20 protein-coding genes are annotated in these 16,948 nt (G+C 67.4%); 10 read left to right on the forward strand and 10 right to left on the reverse strand.

All coding sequences use genetic code 11. The annotated features are described in order from the left end of the window. Nucleotides 1–32 precede the first annotated feature (32 nt). The 6 genes from ACOQFL_RS19335 to ACOQFL_RS19360 all read right to left on the reverse strand — a co-directional run bounded on the left by ACOQFL_RS19335 (nt 33) and on the right by ACOQFL_RS19360 (nt 5,525). Entirely contained in the window at nt 33–629 is a 597-nt protein-coding gene (locus ACOQFL_RS19335; protein WP_435545607.1) for a rhodanese-like domain-containing protein, read from the reverse strand. A gap of 108 nt (nt 630–737) precedes the next feature. Then, nucleotides 738–2,165, reverse strand: a complete 1,428-nt coding sequence (locus ACOQFL_RS19340) for an MBL fold metallo-hydrolase (protein ID WP_435545608.1) — start codon at nt 2,163–2,165, stop codon at nt 738–740. Continuing rightward, a complete protein-coding gene (locus tag ACOQFL_RS19345) occupies nt 2,162–2,482 on the reverse strand; it encodes a rhodanese-like domain-containing protein (protein WP_435545609.1) in 321 nt (106 codons plus the stop codon). The genes ACOQFL_RS19340 and ACOQFL_RS19345 overlap by 4 nt, the downstream gene beginning before the upstream one ends. Nucleotides 2,483–2,684: 202 nt before the next feature. Further along, nucleotides 2,685–2,954: a metal-sensitive transcriptional regulator gene (locus ACOQFL_RS19350; RefSeq protein WP_092628831.1), complete on the reverse strand. Its 270-nt coding sequence runs from the start codon at nt 2,952–2,954 to the stop codon at nt 2,685–2,687. A 310-nt stretch (nt 2,955–3,264) separates the two neighbouring features. Beyond that, the gene (locus ACOQFL_RS19355) at nt 3,265–4,122 is read right to left on the reverse strand and encodes a bacteriocin fulvocin C-related protein (protein ID WP_435545610.1); all 858 of its coding nucleotides are present in this window, start codon (nt 4,120–4,122) and stop codon (nt 3,265–3,267) included. Nucleotides 4,123–4,484: 362 nt separating this feature from the next. Continuing rightward, nucleotides 4,485–5,525, reverse strand: a complete 1,041-nt coding sequence (locus ACOQFL_RS19360) for an NAD(P)-dependent alcohol dehydrogenase (protein ID WP_435545611.1) — start codon at nt 5,523–5,525, stop codon at nt 4,485–4,487. A 458-nt stretch (nt 5,526–5,983) separates the two neighbouring features. Here ACOQFL_RS19360 and ACOQFL_RS19365 point away from each other — a divergent pair, with 458 nt between their 5' ends. From ACOQFL_RS19365 to ACOQFL_RS19375, 3 genes are all read left to right on the forward strand, one after another. Continuing rightward, nucleotides 5,984–6,256: a hypothetical protein gene (locus ACOQFL_RS19365; RefSeq protein WP_435545612.1), complete on the forward strand. Its 273-nt coding sequence runs from the start codon at nt 5,984–5,986 to the stop codon at nt 6,254–6,256. Then, nucleotides 6,256–6,492: a type II toxin-antitoxin system RelE family toxin gene (locus ACOQFL_RS19370; protein WP_435545613.1), complete on the forward strand. Its 237-nt coding sequence runs from the start codon at nt 6,256–6,258 to the stop codon at nt 6,490–6,492. Before ACOQFL_RS19365 ends, ACOQFL_RS19370 begins: the two co-directional genes overlap by 1 nt. 420 nt (nt 6,493–6,912) lie before the next feature. Continuing rightward, nucleotides 6,913–7,299, forward strand: coding sequence for a hypothetical protein (locus ACOQFL_RS19375; protein WP_435545614.1), 387 nt, complete (start codon nt 6,913–6,915; stop codon nt 7,297–7,299). A gap of 92 nt (nt 7,300–7,391) precedes the next feature. Here the strand turns inward: ACOQFL_RS19375 and ACOQFL_RS19380 are convergent, their stop codons facing one another. Continuing rightward, nucleotides 7,392–7,739 carry a hypothetical protein gene (locus ACOQFL_RS19380; protein ID WP_435545615.1) on the reverse strand — a complete coding sequence of 116 codons (348 nt, stop codon included), beginning with the start codon at nt 7,737–7,739 and terminating at the stop codon, nt 7,392–7,394. 377 nt (nt 7,740–8,116) lie between these two features. On the opposite strand from ACOQFL_RS19380, the gene ACOQFL_RS19385 reads away from it, so the two are divergent. The 5 genes from ACOQFL_RS19385 (at nt 8,117) to ACOQFL_RS19405 (ending at nt 12,238) form a co-directional block, all read left to right on the forward strand. Then, nucleotides 8,117–8,887 (forward strand): ABC transporter ATP-binding protein, encoded by a 771-nt coding sequence (locus ACOQFL_RS19385; protein ID WP_435545616.1) that lies wholly within the window; start codon nt 8,117–8,119, stop codon nt 8,885–8,887. Then, nucleotides 8,884–10,179 carry a hypothetical protein gene (locus ACOQFL_RS19390; RefSeq protein ID WP_435545617.1) on the forward strand — a complete coding sequence of 432 codons (1,296 nt, stop codon included), beginning with the start codon at nt 8,884–8,886 and terminating at the stop codon, nt 10,177–10,179. The genes ACOQFL_RS19385 and ACOQFL_RS19390 overlap by 4 nt, the downstream gene beginning before the upstream one ends. 65 nt (nt 10,180–10,244) lie before the next feature. After that, a complete protein-coding gene (locus tag ACOQFL_RS19395) occupies nt 10,245–10,778 on the forward strand; it encodes a hypothetical protein (protein ID WP_435545618.1) in 534 nt (177 codons plus the stop codon). A 55-nt stretch (nt 10,779–10,833) separates the two neighbouring features. Beyond that, nucleotides 10,834–11,370 carry an RNA polymerase sigma factor gene (locus ACOQFL_RS19400; protein ID WP_435545619.1) on the forward strand — a complete coding sequence of 179 codons (537 nt, stop codon included), beginning with the start codon at nt 10,834–10,836 and terminating at the stop codon, nt 11,368–11,370. Next, nucleotides 11,327–12,238: an anti-sigma factor gene (locus ACOQFL_RS19405; RefSeq protein WP_435545620.1), complete on the forward strand. Its 912-nt coding sequence runs from the start codon at nt 11,327–11,329 to the stop codon at nt 12,236–12,238. The genes ACOQFL_RS19400 and ACOQFL_RS19405 overlap by 44 nt, the downstream gene beginning before the upstream one ends. 61 nt (nt 12,239–12,299) lie before the next feature. Here the strand turns inward: ACOQFL_RS19405 and ACOQFL_RS19410 are convergent, their stop codons facing one another. Continuing rightward, nucleotides 12,300–12,899 (reverse strand): TetR/AcrR family transcriptional regulator, encoded by a 600-nt coding sequence (locus tag ACOQFL_RS19410; protein ID WP_435545621.1) that lies wholly within the window; start codon nt 12,897–12,899, stop codon nt 12,300–12,302. A gap of 78 nt (nt 12,900–12,977) precedes the next feature. On the opposite strand from ACOQFL_RS19410, the gene ACOQFL_RS19415 reads away from it, so the two are divergent. After that, nucleotides 12,978–13,652, forward strand: coding sequence for a haloacid dehalogenase type II (locus ACOQFL_RS19415; protein ID WP_435545622.1), 675 nt, complete (start codon nt 12,978–12,980; stop codon nt 13,650–13,652). 99 nt (nt 13,653–13,751) lie between these two features. Continuing rightward, entirely contained in the window at nt 13,752–14,627 is an 876-nt protein-coding gene (locus ACOQFL_RS19420) for an arginase family protein (RefSeq protein ID WP_435545623.1), read from the forward strand. 161 nt (nt 14,628–14,788) lie between these two features. Here ACOQFL_RS19420 and ACOQFL_RS19425 read toward each other — a convergent pair whose 3' ends face one another. Continuing rightward, entirely contained in the window at nt 14,789–15,841 is a 1,053-nt protein-coding gene (locus tag ACOQFL_RS19425) for a zinc-binding dehydrogenase (RefSeq protein ID WP_435545624.1), read from the reverse strand. Nucleotides 15,842–15,902: 61 nt separating this feature from the next. Further along, nucleotides 15,903–16,916, reverse strand: coding sequence for an NADP-dependent oxidoreductase (locus ACOQFL_RS19430; RefSeq protein ID WP_435545721.1), 1,014 nt, complete (start codon nt 16,914–16,916; stop codon nt 15,903–15,905). Nucleotides 16,917–16,948 lie beyond the last annotated feature (32 nt).

Raw genomic sequence — 16,948 nt, forward strand, 5'->3', positions numbered from 1 at the left:
CCGGGGAGGACCGGCCTCGGTTGGTTCCTGCCTCACACATGTGGCGTGCCCGGTTCGGCGGCCGTGACAGCGGACAGCGCCGTCTCCGGCTCCACCGTGCTCCTCCGGTTGTGCGGCAGCATGCCCAGCAGTCGAGCCATCGCGCAGGTATCACTGATCGCGGCGAACGTGAGCCCCGCGCCCACGAACCCTGCCAGCCACTTCAGCGGCCGGTAGGCGAGACTGCCCAACACGCCACTCAGCACCAGCGAGCCCGCGACCAGCCGTACCTGCCGCTCCATCGGCCAGACGCCCTTGCCCCGGTTGACCTCGCCGCCTTCCCGCTGCCACTCGGTGATGCCGCCGCGCAGCACTCGAGTGTCGGGCACTCCCGCTCCTTCCAGCAGCGTCCTGGCCTGCTCGGCGCGAGCGCCCGAGGCGCACACCAGTACCACCGGATCGTCGTGCTCACTGCCGAGTTCGGCTTGCCGTTGGCGTAACAGCTCGATCGGAACGTTGTGCGAACCCGGGATGTTGACCGAGTCGAATTCGCCGGGGGAGCGAACGTCGATCAGCCTCGTCCGGGGATGGGTTCGCAGGATCTCCCGCAGTTGTGCCGTGTGCAGGAGTTCGGGGGTGGCGCTGGACAATTGGTTCCCTTCCGTTGCTCGTGTTCTCCGGCGGGGCTCCGGCGCCGGGCCCCGCGCGGTGCCGTCCGCCCCCTTCCGGGGTGAGAGGGGCGGGCGGTTCGCAGCTCGTCACGACGAGGTCAGTTCGAGTCCCGCGGCTCCCGCCTCGTCGAACTTGTCGTCGACCACTACCGCTGTGCGCCCGCCCGACTCCAGCAGCGAGGCCGCCGCCGTGGCGCGATAACCACTGCCACAGTGCACCCACACCGTGCCGTCGGGAACCTCGCTCACCCGCTTCGGCAGTTCGTACAGCGGAATGTGCACCGCGCCGGTTACGTGGGAGTCGCGGAACTCGTTGTTGGTCCGCACGTCCAGCACCACGTCAGCGGGCGGCATCCCGTTGTGCTCGCCGGAGCGCGTGGCCGCGAGGTCGGCGAAACTCGCCGTGGTGGTCTCGCGCAGTTGTGCCGGATCGGCGGCCAGCTCGGCGGGTTGCCCACTCGCCGCCGCCGCGAACTTGTCGATGCCGATCCGGGCCAGCTCGCGTTGCGCCTCCGCGACCTGCTCGGGCGACTCACCCAGCAGCGTGATCGGGGAACCCCAGTCGATCATCCAGCCCAGCCAGGTCACCATCGGCCCGTCCAGCCCCAGGCCGACCGTGCCCGCCAGGTGCGAACGGACGTAGGCCTTCCGCGAGCGCAGGTCCACCACCCATTCGCCGTGCTCCAGCCGCCGAGCCAGCTCGTCCGGACTCGCCTCGGTGGGACGGCGCAGGTCCAGTGGTTCGGGACCGGCGATGTTCCGCACACCCATGTGCGCGTAGTAGGCGGGGTAGGTGTCCAGCCCGGAGAGGATGGTCTCGACGAACTCGCCCTCGGACAGCGTCAGTGCGGGGTTGAACTCCCGCTCCTGTTCGATGGTGCTGGAGTCGCCCGACGCCTGGGTGGCCGAGCAGAAGCTGCCGAAACCGTGCGTGGGCCATATCCGCGCCCCGTCAGGCAGTACGTCGGCCAGCTTCCGCGCCGAGGCGTACTGGTGCCGGGCGAGCTGTTCGCTGTGCTGTTCCCCCACCAGGTCGGTGCGGCCGGTGGTGCCGAACAGCAGCGAACCGCCGGTGAAGGCGCCGAAGGTGCCGGAGTCGTTCTCCAGCAGGTAGGACAGGTGGTGGAAGGTGTGGCCGGGGGTGGCCAGTGCCCGCACCCGCAGGTTTCCGGAGACCGTCACCACCTCGCCGTCTCGCAGCGGTCGGTGCTCGAACGGCGCCTCGTCCGCGGCGGCCACCCCGTACTCGGCTCCGGTGAGCCGGGCCAGTTCCAGCCCGCCGGAGACGTAGTCGTTGTGGATGTGCGTCTCCAGTACGAGCCCGATCCGCACGTCGAGACGGCCCGCCAGCGCGAGGATCCGATCCACATCGCGCTGCGGATCCACCACCACCGCCGTTTCGCCGTCGGTCGCCAGATAGCTGCGGTCTCCCAGGGAAGAGGTGGCGATCACCTCGACATGCGGTGTCTCCGACAGTCGTTGTTGTTCCGGCGTCCGTGTCATGGTTCGTGTCATTGCGCCGCACCTCCTTCGGTGTCCCGGCCGGATTCGATCCATGCCGCCGTTCCACCGGAAACCGAAACCGCGTTGACCCCCGCTTCACGCAGGGCGTGGGCGGCCCGCAGGCTGCGGCCACCCGACTGGCAGACCACCTGTACGCCGTGCGGGAACTCACCGGGTGTCCGCAGCAGCTGTTCCAGCGGGACGTTGCGCGCTCCGGGGACGTGTCCCTGTGCGTACTCCTCAGGAGAGCGCACGTCGAGGACTTCCGCACCCGCGTCACGGGCGGTGGCCAGGTCCTCGACGGTCACTTCGATCGGCTCGTCCGACATATCCACTCCTTATACCCCGGGGGGTATACAACGAATAAACGGGTCCCCCGGTGGCTGTATTCCGAGGATGCGGGCTTGCGGGGATGCGGGCCGGGAGCGGATCGCGGCGGGAGCCCGCGGTCCGCCACTCCGAGATCACGGCGGTCGCGCCGCCGCTCGTGGGTTCAGGCCTGCGCCTCTTGCCCAGGCCGGCATCGCTCGCTCAGGCCAGCGCGAGGAACAGTCGCTCCAGCTCCTCCTCGGTCATGGGCGGTTCCTCGCCATCTTCACGAGCCGCCTGGCAGTGGCGCATACCGCTGGATACGATCTTGAATCCCGCCCGGTCCAGGGCGCGGGACACGGCGGCGAGCTGGGTCAGCACCTGGGTGCAGTCCTCGCCCTCCTCGATCGACTCGATCACTCCGGCTAGCTGGCCCTGTGCGCGGCGCAGGCGGGTGAGAGCGTCGCCCACGCGTTCGGGTCTCATCTCCACGGTCGAACACCTCCCGGCTCGCGATTCCCTGCTTCTCGACTCCCTCGTTCGGTTCCCGAATGTACCCCCAGGGGTATCCGATTGTCAGTGGGATGGCGAGTGACGCGGCGCACCCGAGGGGGAGTGGCCCTGGGGCTCGACCGCGTGCGCAGGTGCGAGTGCCTCCGGGCACGAGCTCGTGCCCCGGCGGCCGGGTGCGGGCCGATCCGGGGCACGGGTTGGTGACGGCGCGTTGGTGGCGCCGTGGTCGGTGGTGCTCGTTGCTGCCGATGAGGTTCAGCGGTTCGGAACAGTTGTGGGGCCCAGTGGTTCAGCCGCCGTACTCGCAGAGGCCGTTACACACGTACTGCCAGAACGCGCCGCAGCTCCTGTCGACGAACGAGCAGTCATTGGACTTGTACTGGCAGTAGTGTCGATCCGGGCAGTACTCGCTCCCGTTGGCGCATTCGCAGGCGGGCGGTGCGGTTTCGGCGGCACGGCGTTCCGTCGGTCCGAGCGTGGCGATCGCACGTCCGGCCTCCTCCTTCCCGAAAGCCTCCCGCATTTTTCGATCGACATTCTCCGCCGCACGCGTCGGGGCGTTTTCCGGGGTGAAATTCACCGGATTGGCGGCGATTGCTTCGGCCTCGTCGAGAACTTGTCGTTGTTCCTGGGAAAGGTCGGGATTCTCAGTGCGGTAGCGCTTGAGGTGATCGCTCCAGAACCGCGCCTTTCGTTCTGGTGAGGATTTCGCGTAGATCGCACGCCGATAGGCCATCGGATACCCGACGAGTTCGTCGTAGCGCGCGGGGAGGTTGTTCGCGTTGGCCTCGGCCCAGCGCTGCGCTGCCGCGCAACGTTGTTCGGCCAGCGCGGAGGTCCTGCCGAAGAGCAGGATTCCGGTAGCCAACGCCGCGCCGCCGCCGAGGCGCAGGAAACCCGCCCGGCCCAGGGTGTTGGACTCGGTGGATTCCAGCGGATGACCGTTCGCCTGCCTGCGCAGCACACCGAGCGAGCGCAGCACCCGTGTGGTGGAGCGAAAGCCCAGCCTGCGCAGCAGCGGCAGCGTCATGGCCGGGCCGGTCCAGGCTCGCGTCTCGGTGGGCTCGATCCGCAGCAGTGTGGGGGCGTGCGGGGGTTGTTCCCCGAACTTCGTCTCCCGCCAGTGCTGTACCAGCGGATGGTTCAACGGCAGCACTTCGAGTTTGCCGTCACACGCTCGCGCTATTGTGTCGGAAATTTCTTGACATGTCGCACATGATCCGTCGAAAGCCAGTATCCAACGCTGCTGTTCGCCACTCAATTCCGTGCCTCCCTGGGGCGGTGTCCGACATTCGGGTGAGTGCGTATTGCCTTTCGATCGAAGAGATTATTGGAATCCGGTCGGACGCAGTAGGGGGTGGCTCGGAAATCATGCGATGGGGTTAGGATTCAGGTGGGTATGTGATAATTTTTCGGGAATTCTTCCCGTGGTTGGCCCGCCCTTCCGCACGAGTCCGTGCGGAAGGGCGGGCTGGTCGTGCCGCTGGGCCCGTCACGTCACTGGGACGGTCATGCCAGCGTCGCCACGTCGATGACGAACCGGTACCGCACGTCCGAGGCGAGCACCCGCTCGTAGGCCTCGTTGATGCGGTCCGCGCCGATCACCTCGATCTCCGCGCCGAGCCCGTGCTCGGCGCAGAAGTCCAGCATTTCCTGCGTCTCGGGGATTCCCCCGATCATCGAGCCCGACATGGAGCGCCGGTTGCCCAGCAACGCGAAGATGTTCAGCGACACCGGTTCGGGTGGAGCGCCGACGTTGACCAGGGTGCCGTTCAACGTCAACAGCGACAGGTAGGCGCTGAAGTCGAGGCTCGCGCTCACCGTGTTCACGATCAGGTCGAACGACCCGGCCAGCTCCGTGAACGTCTCGGGCGAGGAGGTCGCGTAGTAGTGGTCGGCACCCAACCGCAGCCCGTCGTCTCGCTTCTTCAGCGACTGCGACAGCACGGTCACCTCGGCGCCCATCGCGTAGGCGAGCCCGACCGCCATGTGCCCCAGGCCGCCCAGACCGACGACCGCGACCCGCTTGCCTGCCGCGTTCCACTGCCGCAGCGGGGAGTAGGTGGTGATCCCGGCGCACAACAGCGGCGCCGCCTCGGCGAGCCCGATGCCCTCCGGGATCCGCAGCACGAAGTCCTGGTCCACGACGAGGTGCGTCGAGTACCCGCCCTGCGTGGGGTTGCCTTCCTCGTCGATCCCCGCGTAGGTGAGTGTGCTGCCGTTCAGGCAGTACTGCTCCTGTCCCGCGCGGCAGTTGTCGCATTCCCGGCAGGAGTCGACCATGCACCCGACGCCGACCCGATCACCGATCGCGTGCTCGGTGACCTCGGAACCCGCCTCGGTCACCACCCCGGCGATCTCGTGCCCGGGAACCAGCGGGTAGTTCTCCTGCTTCCAGTGGCTACGGGTGTGGTGGATGTCGGAGTGGCAGATCCCCGCGTACTTGATCTCGATCAGCACGTCGCGCGCCCCGAGATCCCTGCGCTCGACGGTGGTTGGTGCCAGTGGCTCGGTGGCCGACGGCGCGGCGTAGGCGTTGACGGTTCGCAAGTTTCTCCCGGTTGATCTGGAGTCTCTTCCCGGCGTTGTGGTCGCCGGAGCCCCGGCGGGGCTGTGCGGCGTGAGCCGATGGGTGCGATTTCTCCCGGACCGCGCGAGCGGCGAGTTCTCCTCGCGCCCGCGTTCCGGACGTCGCACCACTCCTCGGCACCCTCCAGCCAACACCGGCCGCCCCGCTCCCCGGGAGGTTCCGTTGCTCGGGGGACCGGCGGTACTCCCCTGGAGGAGCGCCCCTGAGCTCCCGCGCGTGCGCTCTCGGCCGGTGCCCGGCGTCGCTGGTTCGGGCGCCGGCCGTGGACCCGTGTTGTCGGTAGGGAGCTTCCCAACGGAACCATCGGCAACTCGATGGGGTGGTCATGTGTGTCGCTGGGGGACCGAGACGGGTGATACCGGTCAGTCGTGGGTGCGGGGCCGCTGGAGGTGTTGGCATACTTCGCGCCATGTTCCGGATGAACTCTGGGCCCTTGGTGGTAGAGCGTGACCTGGACGATGTTCGGGAGGCGTTGCGGCTGTATGGCGAGTCGGATGAGCTCATGAAGTTCGATCTGGAGCGGGAGTACGGGTTCACCGAGGAGCAGTTCACCGAGTGGTGGGCCACTGCCACCAGTGCGGCCAATCCGCCGACCGAGCACGACAGGGAAATGATGCGCCGCCTGTTCGAGGAAGGCGACGAGACCGGATTTTATGTTCAGAACGACGACGGAAGTTTCACGCTGCAGTGATGGCTCAATACAGTATTCGCTGGAGCGAACACGCCATTCAGACGTTTGAAGACCTCCCTCGACCAACTCAGAAGGCGATCAGAAAGCGTACGGACGAACTGCGCGTGAATCCGCATACGGGAACCTATGACAAAGGTCGTGACCAATGGAAGGCCGCTTTCGATGGTGGTTTGCTCATGTATACCGTTGGTGAGCGGATGTTGTTGATCGACGTGTTGCGCGTCACCGCGCTTTGAGGTCTCGCGAGGAATCCCAACACGGCGTTCGTGGAACTGTGCGTGATGTTCAGTGGGAACCGTCGAGATCCGGTGTGGTTCGGTTCCGGTGAAGTATCACGGAAACTGGTGTGCCCGGTCTCCTGTGGCTGGTTCGTGGATACTGTGGTGCGGTCCGACTGGGGGCTCGTGATCGTGAGTGGAGGTTTCTCGTTGCTTTGGCGATGTGAAAACGTGCGGCTGCGGTTGTAACGTCGCAGGTCGCGGAGTGTTCTCCACGTGCGTGGAGGCGAACCGCAGAACTCCACCGCCGCCGTTACCGCGCCGGAGCACTCTCCACGGGGGTGGAGGCGGAACTTGAGCTCCGGAGTGGTCAGAACGCGAGGGGATCTGAGTAGTCCTGCCGATGTCACTGTTCGGGTGAGGTCCGATTCTGGCGGCATGTCCCGGGAGAGGACCGCTGTAGGGGGACGCGGGGCGGTCGGAGCCGGTCGGTTCCGGCTGGCGACCGAGACGGCGGGGACGATTGTGGCCGTGGCCGCACCGGTCCTGCTGGTGACGAGTATGGTCGGGTTCTATCTCACGGCTGGTGTCGCGACCGACTGGGACTACGAGTCCACCGAAGCGGGCTGGATCCTGCTCGGGGGATTCGGTTTCTACGTGTGGGCGATCATGCTCCTCGGCGCGCCGTTGTCGTTCCTGCTGTGCGGGTTGACCCGGCGTGCTTCGCTGCCGGAGCGCATCGCGGTGCGCAGAGCGGTGCTCTTCGCCGGCGCGGCGGGGCTGCTCGTTCCCGAACTCATGCTGCTGGCCGTCGGATTTATGTAGGAATTCCGAAAACCCCGTTCGGCGGCGATTTCTCGCGAAATCGCCGTGCGGTGCCGGAGAGCGAAGGGGCTCGCGAGGCCGGATGCGGTCCCTCAGCTGGACTCGGTTTCCTGCGCGGTTTCCTCCGGGAAGGCCGCGTTGATGGCGCGGGCGCAGTCGAGCACGGCCAAGTCGGCCAGCAGCCAGCCGCGGGGCGGTGGGGGTGTGGTGGGAGCTTCTTTCAGCTGTTGGGTGAGCGCCAGGAACGCCGCCGCATCGCTGGGGTCCAGCTTCTCCGCTGAGATGACGAGATCGCGCCACTGCTGCTCGGTCTCGTCGGTGATCTCGATCTTTCGTATCCAACCGAGCAGCGCCGTCACGCTCGCCGAAGCCGACTCCGGAACACGGCCGAGTTGCCCCAGCCGTTCCCGTGCCGCGTCGAGTTCCTCGGTCGGGGCCATTTCGACTCCTCCGCAACGCCACTGCCGCTATGTCCCCGGCATGGTAAAACCCTGCTGAACAACGATTCGGAGCCTGTGAGGCTCTGATCCTTCGTTTCTCAGCTCGGCCTCTCGGCCTTGTCCTGCCTGGTAGGTGAGCTCTTACCTCCCACCCAGCCCCATCGACCATGCCCAAGCGCATTCTCCGAAGAGGCGGCGGCCAACTCGGGAAAACCGTGCCGGGTCCGCTGTCCGATAGGGAAGTGCGCGGGATGTGAAGGACGAGCTCATGGCAGGGCGGCGTGGGTGCGCAGGATGACGACGGTTCTCGTGGAGACGCCACGGCCGCGAGCCCGCTACAACCCGCACTTCGTCGTTGGTGTGAATGGAGGCTCGACATGGTGACTGTCAGGGTGGAGGGCTTGCGGGCGCGATACGGCAGGAAGCTCGCGCTGAACGGGATAGACCTGCGTATGGGGACCGGTATCCACGGTTTGCTCGGGCCGAACGGTGCGGGCAAGACCACCTTGATGCGCACGCTGGCGACGGTTGTCCGACCGTCTGAGGGCAGCGTCGAGCTTCTCGGCCATGACACCGCCGAACAGGAAGGCCGTAAACGAGCGCGTCGGCGGTTGGGATACCTGCCCCAAACGTTCGGCTACTACCCGGGGTTCACGGTGACGGAGTTCGTGGAATACATGGCCTGGCTCAAGGAAATGCCCAAGGACCGTGTTCCGGAAGCCGTCGAACGTGCGATCGAGCGGGTCGGTCTGACCGATCGTGCGGGCTCCAAGCTGAAGAAGCTCTCCGGCGGAATGTTGCGCCGCACCGGTATCGCGCAGGCGATTGTCAACGACCCGGAGCTGTTGTTGCTCGACGAGCCGACGGCCGGACTCGACCCGGAGCAGCGGGTTGAGTTCCGCGAACTGCTGCGGGACGTCGGATCGACCAGCACCGTCATCGTCAGCACACACCTGGTCGAAGACGTCGCCGTCGCCTGTAACGAGGTCACCCTGTTCGACGGTGGAAAGCTGATTTTCCGGGGAACACCGAGCGAACTGGCCGAGTTGGCCACTTCCGGGGCAGCTGACGTCCCGAGTGGGGACACCACTCTGGAACGTGGTTACACCGCGGCGCTGCGCGGTTCTCGGGAAAGGACGGGGGCATGACCGCGCGTGTGCTGTGGCACGAGGTTCGCCGCAGCGGCCTGCCGATCTGGATCACTCCATTGCTGCTGCTCGTTTCGGGGTTGGTTTTGGCCCAGACCCTGCGGAACGTGGCAGGGGAGCGCTTCGACTGGTCCACTTCGATCTTCTACAACATGACTCCGATGTTCGTGCTTACGAGCACACTGGCCTTGGCCGTCGCGGCGTGGCGGGCGGGGAGGGAACGCCGAAGAGGCGTAGCTGAACTGCTGGGATCCACTCCGCGTGCACGTTTCCAGCGTGCGTTGCTTGCCTGGGTTCCCGTGCTGATGTGGACCGTCGTTTCTTGCTTGCCCGCGCTGGTGGCTTTCGGGGTGCTCAGTAAGGAGGCGGTTTCCGGACCGCCGATGTTCGGGATCCTGGCCGCGTCTCTCGCCACAGTGGCTGCCTACGCTGCGCTGGGGTTCGTCCTGGGCACGTATCTTCCCGGCAGATTCACCGCTCCGGTGTCGGCTGTCGTGGCGTTCGTAGGCACGCTCGCTCTCGGCTCGTGGGCACCTCACGGTTTGCTGTCCGTTCTACCGCAGCCCACCTACGGCACCATCGCGAGCAATAGATCCAGCGTCGGACTCTGGGATCGACCGGTGTGGTGGTTCGCGCCCGCCGCCGCGCTGTGGTTCGCGGCGCTGACCGCCGCACTGCTGGTAGTGGCCACGGCACGACGCCGCCTGCTCGCGGTGATACCGCTGGCTCTCGCGGTGCTGGTCGCGAGCCCGTTGGCGCGAGCCCAGGTTTGGCGCATCGACACCGCGAGCACGCTGCTGAGCTGCAGCCACGGCAGCGTGCGTGTTTGCGTACCGAACGAGATCGGTGTGGCTCCGAGTGCTGTGGCTGCCTCGACGAAACCGGTCCGAACGCGGCTGGCCGATCTTCCCACCGTGGCCCCGCTCGGAGCAGCCGATTCGGGTTCCGCCAGTGCGTACGTCTGGCCGCAGAACTGTCGTGCTTACTTGGACCGAATCGAGTGCTCTTCGCCGCGTCCTTCGACTGCCGGTGAGAAGCTCGCCGAGCGAGCAGCCGGTTGGCGGTGTTCGCCACCCTTCTCGCCGGGAACACCCTTGTACGTCTCTCCGGTACCGCGATTGGAACACGGAGTGCGGGACTGGCTGCTCGGGCGGACGGGTGAGTCAGCGTCGAAGATCGCCGACTATCTGGCCACGTTTCCCGACGACGAACGACATGCATGGCTGAGCCGCTATCTGCTCGCCGCTGAGCGATGCGATGTTTCCGCCGCCGAGGGATTGCGGGTTTCCTGATGGTGTCCGGTCGTTTCCTGTGGTTGTATCTGCGGTCGCGGAACGTTCCCCCGCTGGTTCGCGGGATGGCTTTGTTACTCCTCTGCGGCGGTTGGCACGGACAATGGTTGGGATGGACTCTGCCGAGAGTCGTCCTGATGTTCGTGGTGGTGCTCGCGGCGGTTTTGTTGGCCGGTAGTTTCGCCACTCCGAGTCCGGAGCTCGACGCCGGTGCCGGTGCGCCGTGGTGGCGGTGGCACCTCGGGCATGCGCTGGTGGGGATAGTCGGAAGTGGTGTGTCGCTGGCGAGCGTGGCGTTCTTTCATCGGCACGGCACGTTGGGGTTCGACGCGGTCGTGCTGCGCGATTTCCTCGGGTTCGGCGGGTTGGCTCTGTTGACCGCTGCGTTGGTCGGAGCGTGGGTTTCCTGGACAGCCCCGCTCACCTATGCCCTCGTCACATGGGTTTTCTCCTCGGTGACCGCGCCCTGGACCAGAGTGCTCCTGTGGCCGGTGCTGTCCCCGACGGCTGAAGCCTCCTGGTGGCTCGCCTGCGGACTCTGTGTGCTGGGCACCACCCTCATCGCCGTTCGCGGTACGGCCTCGGTGATCAGGCAGTGAGCGACCCGCGAAAACCGCTACGGATATTTCGTCCGATACAGGGAGTGTGCGGGCTATGAGGCGCGGGCGACCGTCCGACGAGCGGCTGATGCGGGCTGTTGCCAACGGGGACCCGGAAGCGCTGGCGGAACTGTACGACAGGCACGCGCCGTGGCTGTTCCTCAGACTCGAGCGTCGTTGCTCCGACCGGGGGGTCATCGAGGAAGTCGCCCAAGACACGTTCTTGGGCGTGTGGCGTGACTCCAAGCGGTACAAGCGAGGAAACGTGGGTGGCTGGATCTGGACCATCGCGGCTCGGCGCCTCATCGACGCGCAGCGGGCACGGGGCGCCAGGCCCGAACAGGCGAGCGAAGTGCTCGACACCGCCCGTACGAGTCCCTCGGCGGAGCAGCACGCGCTCAGCGGTGTCGAACACGGTGAGTTGGGTGCGGCGCTGCACAGCTTGTCACCGGAACTCCGGGCCGTGGTGCGGGCCACGATCATCGACGGTATGAGCACAGCCGAAGCGGCCACCACTCTCGGGATTCCGGAGGGGACCGTCAAGACACGTGCCCGCCGTGCCCGAGTTCTGCTGCGGGAGGCCCTGGCATGACGTTCGCGAGGAACTACGGCAGGGGTTGATTATGGACTGGCACGTGCCCGGAGAGCAGCTGGACGCGTATGTCTCCGGGAGGATCGGAGATCCCGAGGCCTGGTCCGTGGAGGCGCATCTCGTCGAGTGCGCGATGTGTGCCGAGCGGGTCGCTCAAGCCGTGGCGAACACCGAACTGGCACCGCGGATCGAGAGTGTGCGCGAGCGAGTCCTCAGCCACACCAATGGTGAAGCGACTTCTCGAACAGCTTCGGAACCTCGAACCACGAGTTCCCGGCCGCGTATCCGGCGACTGCTCGCCGTGGCTCCCGTCCTGCGCTTGCCGTGGCTGGTCGCGGCTGTGTTCGTCGTCGCTTGTGCGGCCGCGTTGAGCCTGTTCAGTAGCGGCCCGGAACAAGCGGGTGCCGTGCTGCTTCTCAACGCCCCCCTGCTCCCCCTGGCCGGAGTAACGTTGAGCTACGGGCCGGGTATGGACCCTGCCTACGAACTCACGCTGACCACTCCGTACTCGGGGCTGCGACTGTTGTTGCTTCGCACGATCAGTGTGTTGGCAGTGACAATCCCGCTCCTGCTGGGTATGGGCTTCGTCTTTCCCACCGGGGGCATGGCCGCTGCTGCCTGGCTGCTGCCCTGTCTCGCGCTCGTACTGGTGACACTGCTGCTGGGGAGTTGGATCGAGCATCGTCTGGCGGCGGTGCTCGTCGGTGCCGCGTGGAGTGCGGCGGTGCTCGTACCCCGGTTTCTGCTCGTGATCGATGTTTCGCGGGTGTTCGGTCCGATGTTCCAGTTGACCTGGGGCGCAGTGATCGTGGTCAGTGCGGTGATGCTGATCGGGCGGCGCTCGGCCTACGATCGGATGGGAAGTTGACCTGCCCAGGTGCCGCGTAGATTTCGCGAGAAATTGACACGCCCCTGGCGCGGGAACCGCCTCAGCCGTCCGCTTCTTCCCGCAGCAGCCGGAGCGCCGCTCGGTGCGCCCGGTGCAGCGGGGTGGCGTCCTGCCGCAGCGTCGCGCGTACCACGGCTCCCTCCAGCAGCAGGAACCACTCCTCGGCCACATCGGACGGATCGGGGCACCCCGCGTCCTCGGCGATATCGGCCAGCCAGGTGCGGATCCCGTCCTTGTTCCGCTCGATGATCTCGCGACCGGGGTGCTCGGGATCGGTAAGTTCCACACCGGCGTTGACGAATCCGCACCCCCGGAACCCGTCCGCCACGGTCCACTCCTCGTAACCGTCGAACACCGCCGAGAGTCGCTGTTCGGCCGTCTCGCGTCCCGCCGAGACGCGTTCCAGGGTTTCCCGCCAGCGCCGGTCCCGCTCGGCCAGGTGCGCGGCCACCAGCCCGTCCTTCGAGCCGAAGTGCGCGTACAGCGTCACCTTGGTCACCCCGGCCCGCGCCGCGAGCGTGTTGACCCCCACCGCCCGGATGCCGGACTCGTAGAACAGCCGCGATGCCGTTTCCAGGATGCGTTGCCTGGCCGAGCCGGGTTCGCTGGTCCCCGACCCACTCTGCTTCGTCTCCACCATGAGTTGTAACTATACAAACCGGTATGTAGAGTTCGGGCGCCGGTAACCCCCGGCAGTAACCGAGACGGAGGTAGTTCGATGAGCACCAGGCCCGTGGCAGTCGCCTTCGACGTGCTGGAGACCCTGCTGGATCTGCGCGCGCTGCACACCCGCTTCACCGACATCGGCCAACCGGCCGAGATGTTGCACCCCTGGTTCCTGCGGTTCCAGCGCGACGCGCTGGCGCTGGCGTTGAGTGGCGAGTTCGCCTCGTTCCCAGCCGTAGCCCGCCAGGCGCTGCGAACCGAGAGCGAACACACCGCGAGCGAGGCCGACATCGACCACGTGCTCGACGGCTTCGCCAATCTGCCCGCCCACCCGGACGCCGAACCCGCGCTGCGCAAGCTCTCCGAGTCCGGCATACGCGTCGGCTGCCTGACCGTCGGCAGTCCGGAGAACACCGCGAGGTTCCTGGCCAACGTCGGCCTGGAGCAGTACGTCGACCGGGTGGTCACGGCCGACCAGGCGGGCACCTGGAAGCCCTCGCCCACTGTCTACCGGGCCACCGCCTATCAGCTGGAAGTAGCACCTCGGGACATGGCACTGGTCGCGGTGCACGCCTGGGACTGCCACGGCGCCAAGCGCGCGGGCTGCACCTCGGGCTGGTGCTCCCGGCTTGAGGGCGAACCGGGCGACGTCTTCGACGCGCCCGACGTGACCGGCGACGACCTCGTCACCATCGCGGACCGGTTGCTGGCGCTGCCCGGCCGGTGATCTCGCCGGGCCGTGGACAACTCCTCGTCACCGTCGATTAATCCCCCAATAGGATGCTGTTGTTCGACGTAACTCGGCCGTCAGACGAGGAGGGGGCGAATGTCGGCAGGCGAAGGCTCGGAGTTCCCGGAGTTTCCCGGGGCACCCACGGAGTCGCAGTCGGCACTCACGGCGTTCCACGGACGCGCGGGGGACCACAACGATCGTGCCATGGCCGGGGCGCGGGTCCTGGGCACCGAACTCGCCCGCTACATGCGGGCAGGGCTGACGCGGATCGGCCAGTCGCGTCCGGCGCTGAACGCGGGTTGGGAGACCGAACTCACCGCCGCGCTGCCGGAGCTGCGCAGGCTCGCGGCCCGTTACGAGACGCTGCTGGACGCGGGTGCCAGGCCGGTCACCGCGTTGAACCGGTGCGCGGTCGCACTGGCGACGCTGCCGGTGGTCGCCCGCCACCGTCCGGATGCCTGTGTGGTCTGGCTGGACGCGCACCCCGACCTGCACACCCCGGCCACCTCGGAGAGTGGCTACCTGGGTGGCATGGTGCTGGCCGGGGCCAGCGGGATGTGGGACTCCGGGCTCGGCGGGGAGCTGTCGCCGGGCAACATCGTGCTCGGCGGTGTGCGCGACATCGACGAGCCGGAACAGCGACTGCTTTCCGAGGGCACGATCAGCGCGGTCTCCGCGGGTGAGGACATGGTGGGCAAGCTCCGCACCGCGATCGCGGGCAGACCGGTGTACTTCCACCTGGACTGCGACGTGCTCGAACCGGGGGTGCTGGCCACCGACTACCGGGTGCCGGGCGGGCTCACGCTCGAACGGTTGCGTGCGGTGGCCGGGATGCTTGCCGAGCACGAGACGGTGGGGGTGGAACTCGGCGAGTTCGAGACGATCCAGCCCACCGGTGAGACCGACACGCAGGCGGCCCAACGGCTGATCGAGGCGGTCTCGCCGCTGTTGGACAACACGCGCGGCTGACCCCAGCGGCCCTCCCGAACGCCCCGAACGCTCGGGAGGGCCGGTCTCCGCTCCTCGCGGAACACCGTGCTGTGCCGGCGGACCGCTCATTCCGCCGAGGGGCCGGTCATCCCGCCGAGGGGCCGGTCATTCCAGTCCGGGACCGCTGATCCCGGTGGCCGTCACGGCCGCACCAGCACCTTGAGCGCCTCGCGCTCGTGCATGGCGCGGTAGCCGTCGGCCACGTCGTCGAGCCCGACCGTCTTGTCGAACACCAGGCCGGGCTGGACCTTGCCCTCCAGCACGTCCGGCAGCAGTTCCGGGATGTAGTTGCGCGCCGGCGCCACTCCGCCGCTGATGGTGACGTTGCGGAAGAAGGTCTCGGCCGCCTGCTGGATGTTGGGGTAGGTCGGCGCGCCGACCCGGCCGATCGACCCGCCGTCGCGGACCACGCCCACTGCTGTGGCCAGTGAGTCCTCCGTGCCGACGCACTCCAGCACGTGCGGGGCGCCGTGCCCGCCGGTGAGCTCGCGAACCCGTTCGATGCCTTCGGCGCCCCGTTCCGGCACCACGTCGGTGGCGCCGAACCGCTTGGCGAGGTCGGTACGCGGGGTGTGCCTGCCCATGATGACGATCCGGTCGGCGCCGAGGCGGGCGGAGGCGAGCACGCCGGACAGTCCGACCGCGCCGTCACCGACCACCACCACGGTGGAGCCCTGTTTCACCGAGGCGGACACGGCAGCGTGGTGGCCGGTACTGAACACGTCGGAGAGGGTGAGCAGCGAGGCGCTCAGCGCCTCGTCGGCCCCGCCGGGCAGCCGGACCAGGGTTCCTTCCGCCCGTGGCACGCGCACGGCCTCGCCCTGGCCGCCGTCCACCCCGTCGGAGCCCCACATGCCGCCGTTGACGCAGGAGGTGTGCAGCCCGTCGCCGCAGAACTCGCAGGTGCCGTCGGAGAAGGTGAACGGCGAGACCACCACCTCGCCGCGTTGCAGCGAGTTCACCTCGGAGCCGGTCTCCTCGACCACGCCGAGGAACTCGTGGCCGATGCGCTGCGGTTCGGCGACCGTTCCGTCGGCGGAGCCGAGCCCGACTCCCCGGTAGGGCCACAGGTCGCTGCCGCAGATGCAGGCGTGGGTCACCCGCACGATCGCGTCGGTGCTCTCCCGCAGCGCGGGGTCGGGGACCTCTCCTACGCGGATGTCCTTCGGGCCGTGGAGCAGTGTTGCCTTCAAGTGTGCGAACTCCGAATCACGTGGGTTGTCGAATTCACGATTCGTCGGTGAGCGGGTGTGCTCAGCGCAGGTCGACCAGCATCTTGCCGGTGTTCTCGCCGCGCATCACGCCGAGGAACGCCTGGGGTGCCCTGTCCAGCCCGTGCAGCACGGTCTCCTCGTAGCGGATCCGCCCCTGGCGCAGCCAGCCACCGACCTCGGTCATGAACTCCGGGTACTTGTCGAAGTGGTCGATGACGATGAAGCCACGCGCGGTGAGTCGTTTGCTGACCATCTGGAACATGCCGCGTGGACCCGGCTGGGCGTCGACTTCGTTGTACTGCGAGATCGCGCCGCACATGGCGATGCGGCCGAAGTCGTTCATGGTGTGGATCGCGGCTTCCAGGTGGTCGCCGCCGACGTTGTCGAAGTAGACGTCGATGCCGTCGGGGGCGGCTTCGGTCAGCTGTTGGTGAACCGACCCTCGCTTGTAGTTGAACGCCGCGTCGAATCCGAGATCCTCGGTGAGGTGACGGACCTTCTCGTCCGAACCGGCGCTGCCGATGACCTTCCGGGCTCCGTGCAGCTTGGCGAGCTGTCCGGCGATGGAGCCCACGGCACCCGCCGCGCCGGAGATGAACACGACGTCGGTTTCGCGCAGTCCGGTGATCTCGAACAGTCCCGTGTAGGCGGTCAGACCGGGTGCGCCGAGCACGCCGAGGAACGCGTTGGGCTCGGCCAGTTCCGGGTTCAGCCGTGTCGCGGCTCCGGCGTCGAGCACGGCGTACTCGCGCCAGCCGAGCACGTGCATCACGAGGTCGCCCCGCTGGAATCCCTCGGCAGCGGAGGTGACCACCTCGCCGACGGCCGCGCCGGTCAGGGGCTCACCGAGCTGGTAAGGGGCCACGTAGGAGGGGCGGTCGTCCATCTGGCCGCGCATGGCGGGGTCGACGCTCATCACCAGGTTGCGCACCAGCAGTTGTCCGGCTGCCGGTTCGCCCACCGGCACGGTGGCGGTCTCGAAGGTCTTGTCGGTGGGCCACCCGTTGGGTCGTTCGGCGAGCCGTATCTCTCGTGCTGTCTCGGGCAGTGACAACTGCTTGTTCTCCCGGGTTCGGGGTTCTTCGG

It is taken from the genome of Actinopolyspora sabaoui (assembly GCF_051225635.1).
Taxonomy (GTDB): Bacteria; Actinomycetota; Actinomycetes; order Mycobacteriales; family Pseudonocardiaceae; genus Actinopolyspora.

Excerpts from the sequence above, each read along its gene's own strand:
- ACOQFL_RS19340 (WP_435545608.1), bottom strand. The coding sequence starts at position 2,165 with ATGACACGAACCATGACACGGACGCCGGAACAACAACGACTGTCGGAG.
- ACOQFL_RS19345 (WP_435545609.1), bottom strand. The coding sequence starts at position 2,482 with ATGTCGGACGAGCCGATCGAAGTGACCGTCGAGGACCTGGCCACCGCC.
- ACOQFL_RS19365 (WP_435545612.1), top strand. The coding sequence starts at position 5,984 with ATGAACTCTGGGCCCTTGGTGGTAGAGCGTGACCTGGACGATGTTCGG.
- ACOQFL_RS19370 (WP_435545613.1), top strand. The coding sequence starts at position 6,256 with ATGGCTCAATACAGTATTCGCTGGAGCGAACACGCCATTCAGACGTTT.
- ACOQFL_RS19375 (WP_435545614.1), top strand. The coding sequence starts at position 6,913 with ATGTCCCGGGAGAGGACCGCTGTAGGGGGACGCGGGGCGGTCGGAGCC.
- ACOQFL_RS19380 (WP_435545615.1), bottom strand. The coding sequence starts at position 7,739 with ATGGCCCCGACCGAGGAACTCGACGCGGCACGGGAACGGCTGGGGCAA.
- ACOQFL_RS19385 (WP_435545616.1), top strand. The coding sequence starts at position 8,117 with ATGGTGACTGTCAGGGTGGAGGGCTTGCGGGCGCGATACGGCAGGAAG.
- ACOQFL_RS19390 (WP_435545617.1), top strand. The coding sequence starts at position 8,884 with ATGACCGCGCGTGTGCTGTGGCACGAGGTTCGCCGCAGCGGCCTGCCG.
- ACOQFL_RS19395 (WP_435545618.1), top strand. The coding sequence starts at position 10,245 with ATGGCTTTGTTACTCCTCTGCGGCGGTTGGCACGGACAATGGTTGGGA.
- ACOQFL_RS19400 (WP_435545619.1), top strand. The coding sequence starts at position 10,834 with ATGAGGCGCGGGCGACCGTCCGACGAGCGGCTGATGCGGGCTGTTGCC.
- ACOQFL_RS19410 (WP_435545621.1), bottom strand. The coding sequence starts at position 12,899 with ATGGTGGAGACGAAGCAGAGTGGGTCGGGGACCAGCGAACCCGGCTCG.
- ACOQFL_RS19415 (WP_435545622.1), top strand. The coding sequence starts at position 12,978 with ATGAGCACCAGGCCCGTGGCAGTCGCCTTCGACGTGCTGGAGACCCTG.
- ACOQFL_RS19420 (WP_435545623.1), top strand. The coding sequence starts at position 13,752 with ATGTCGGCAGGCGAAGGCTCGGAGTTCCCGGAGTTTCCCGGGGCACCC.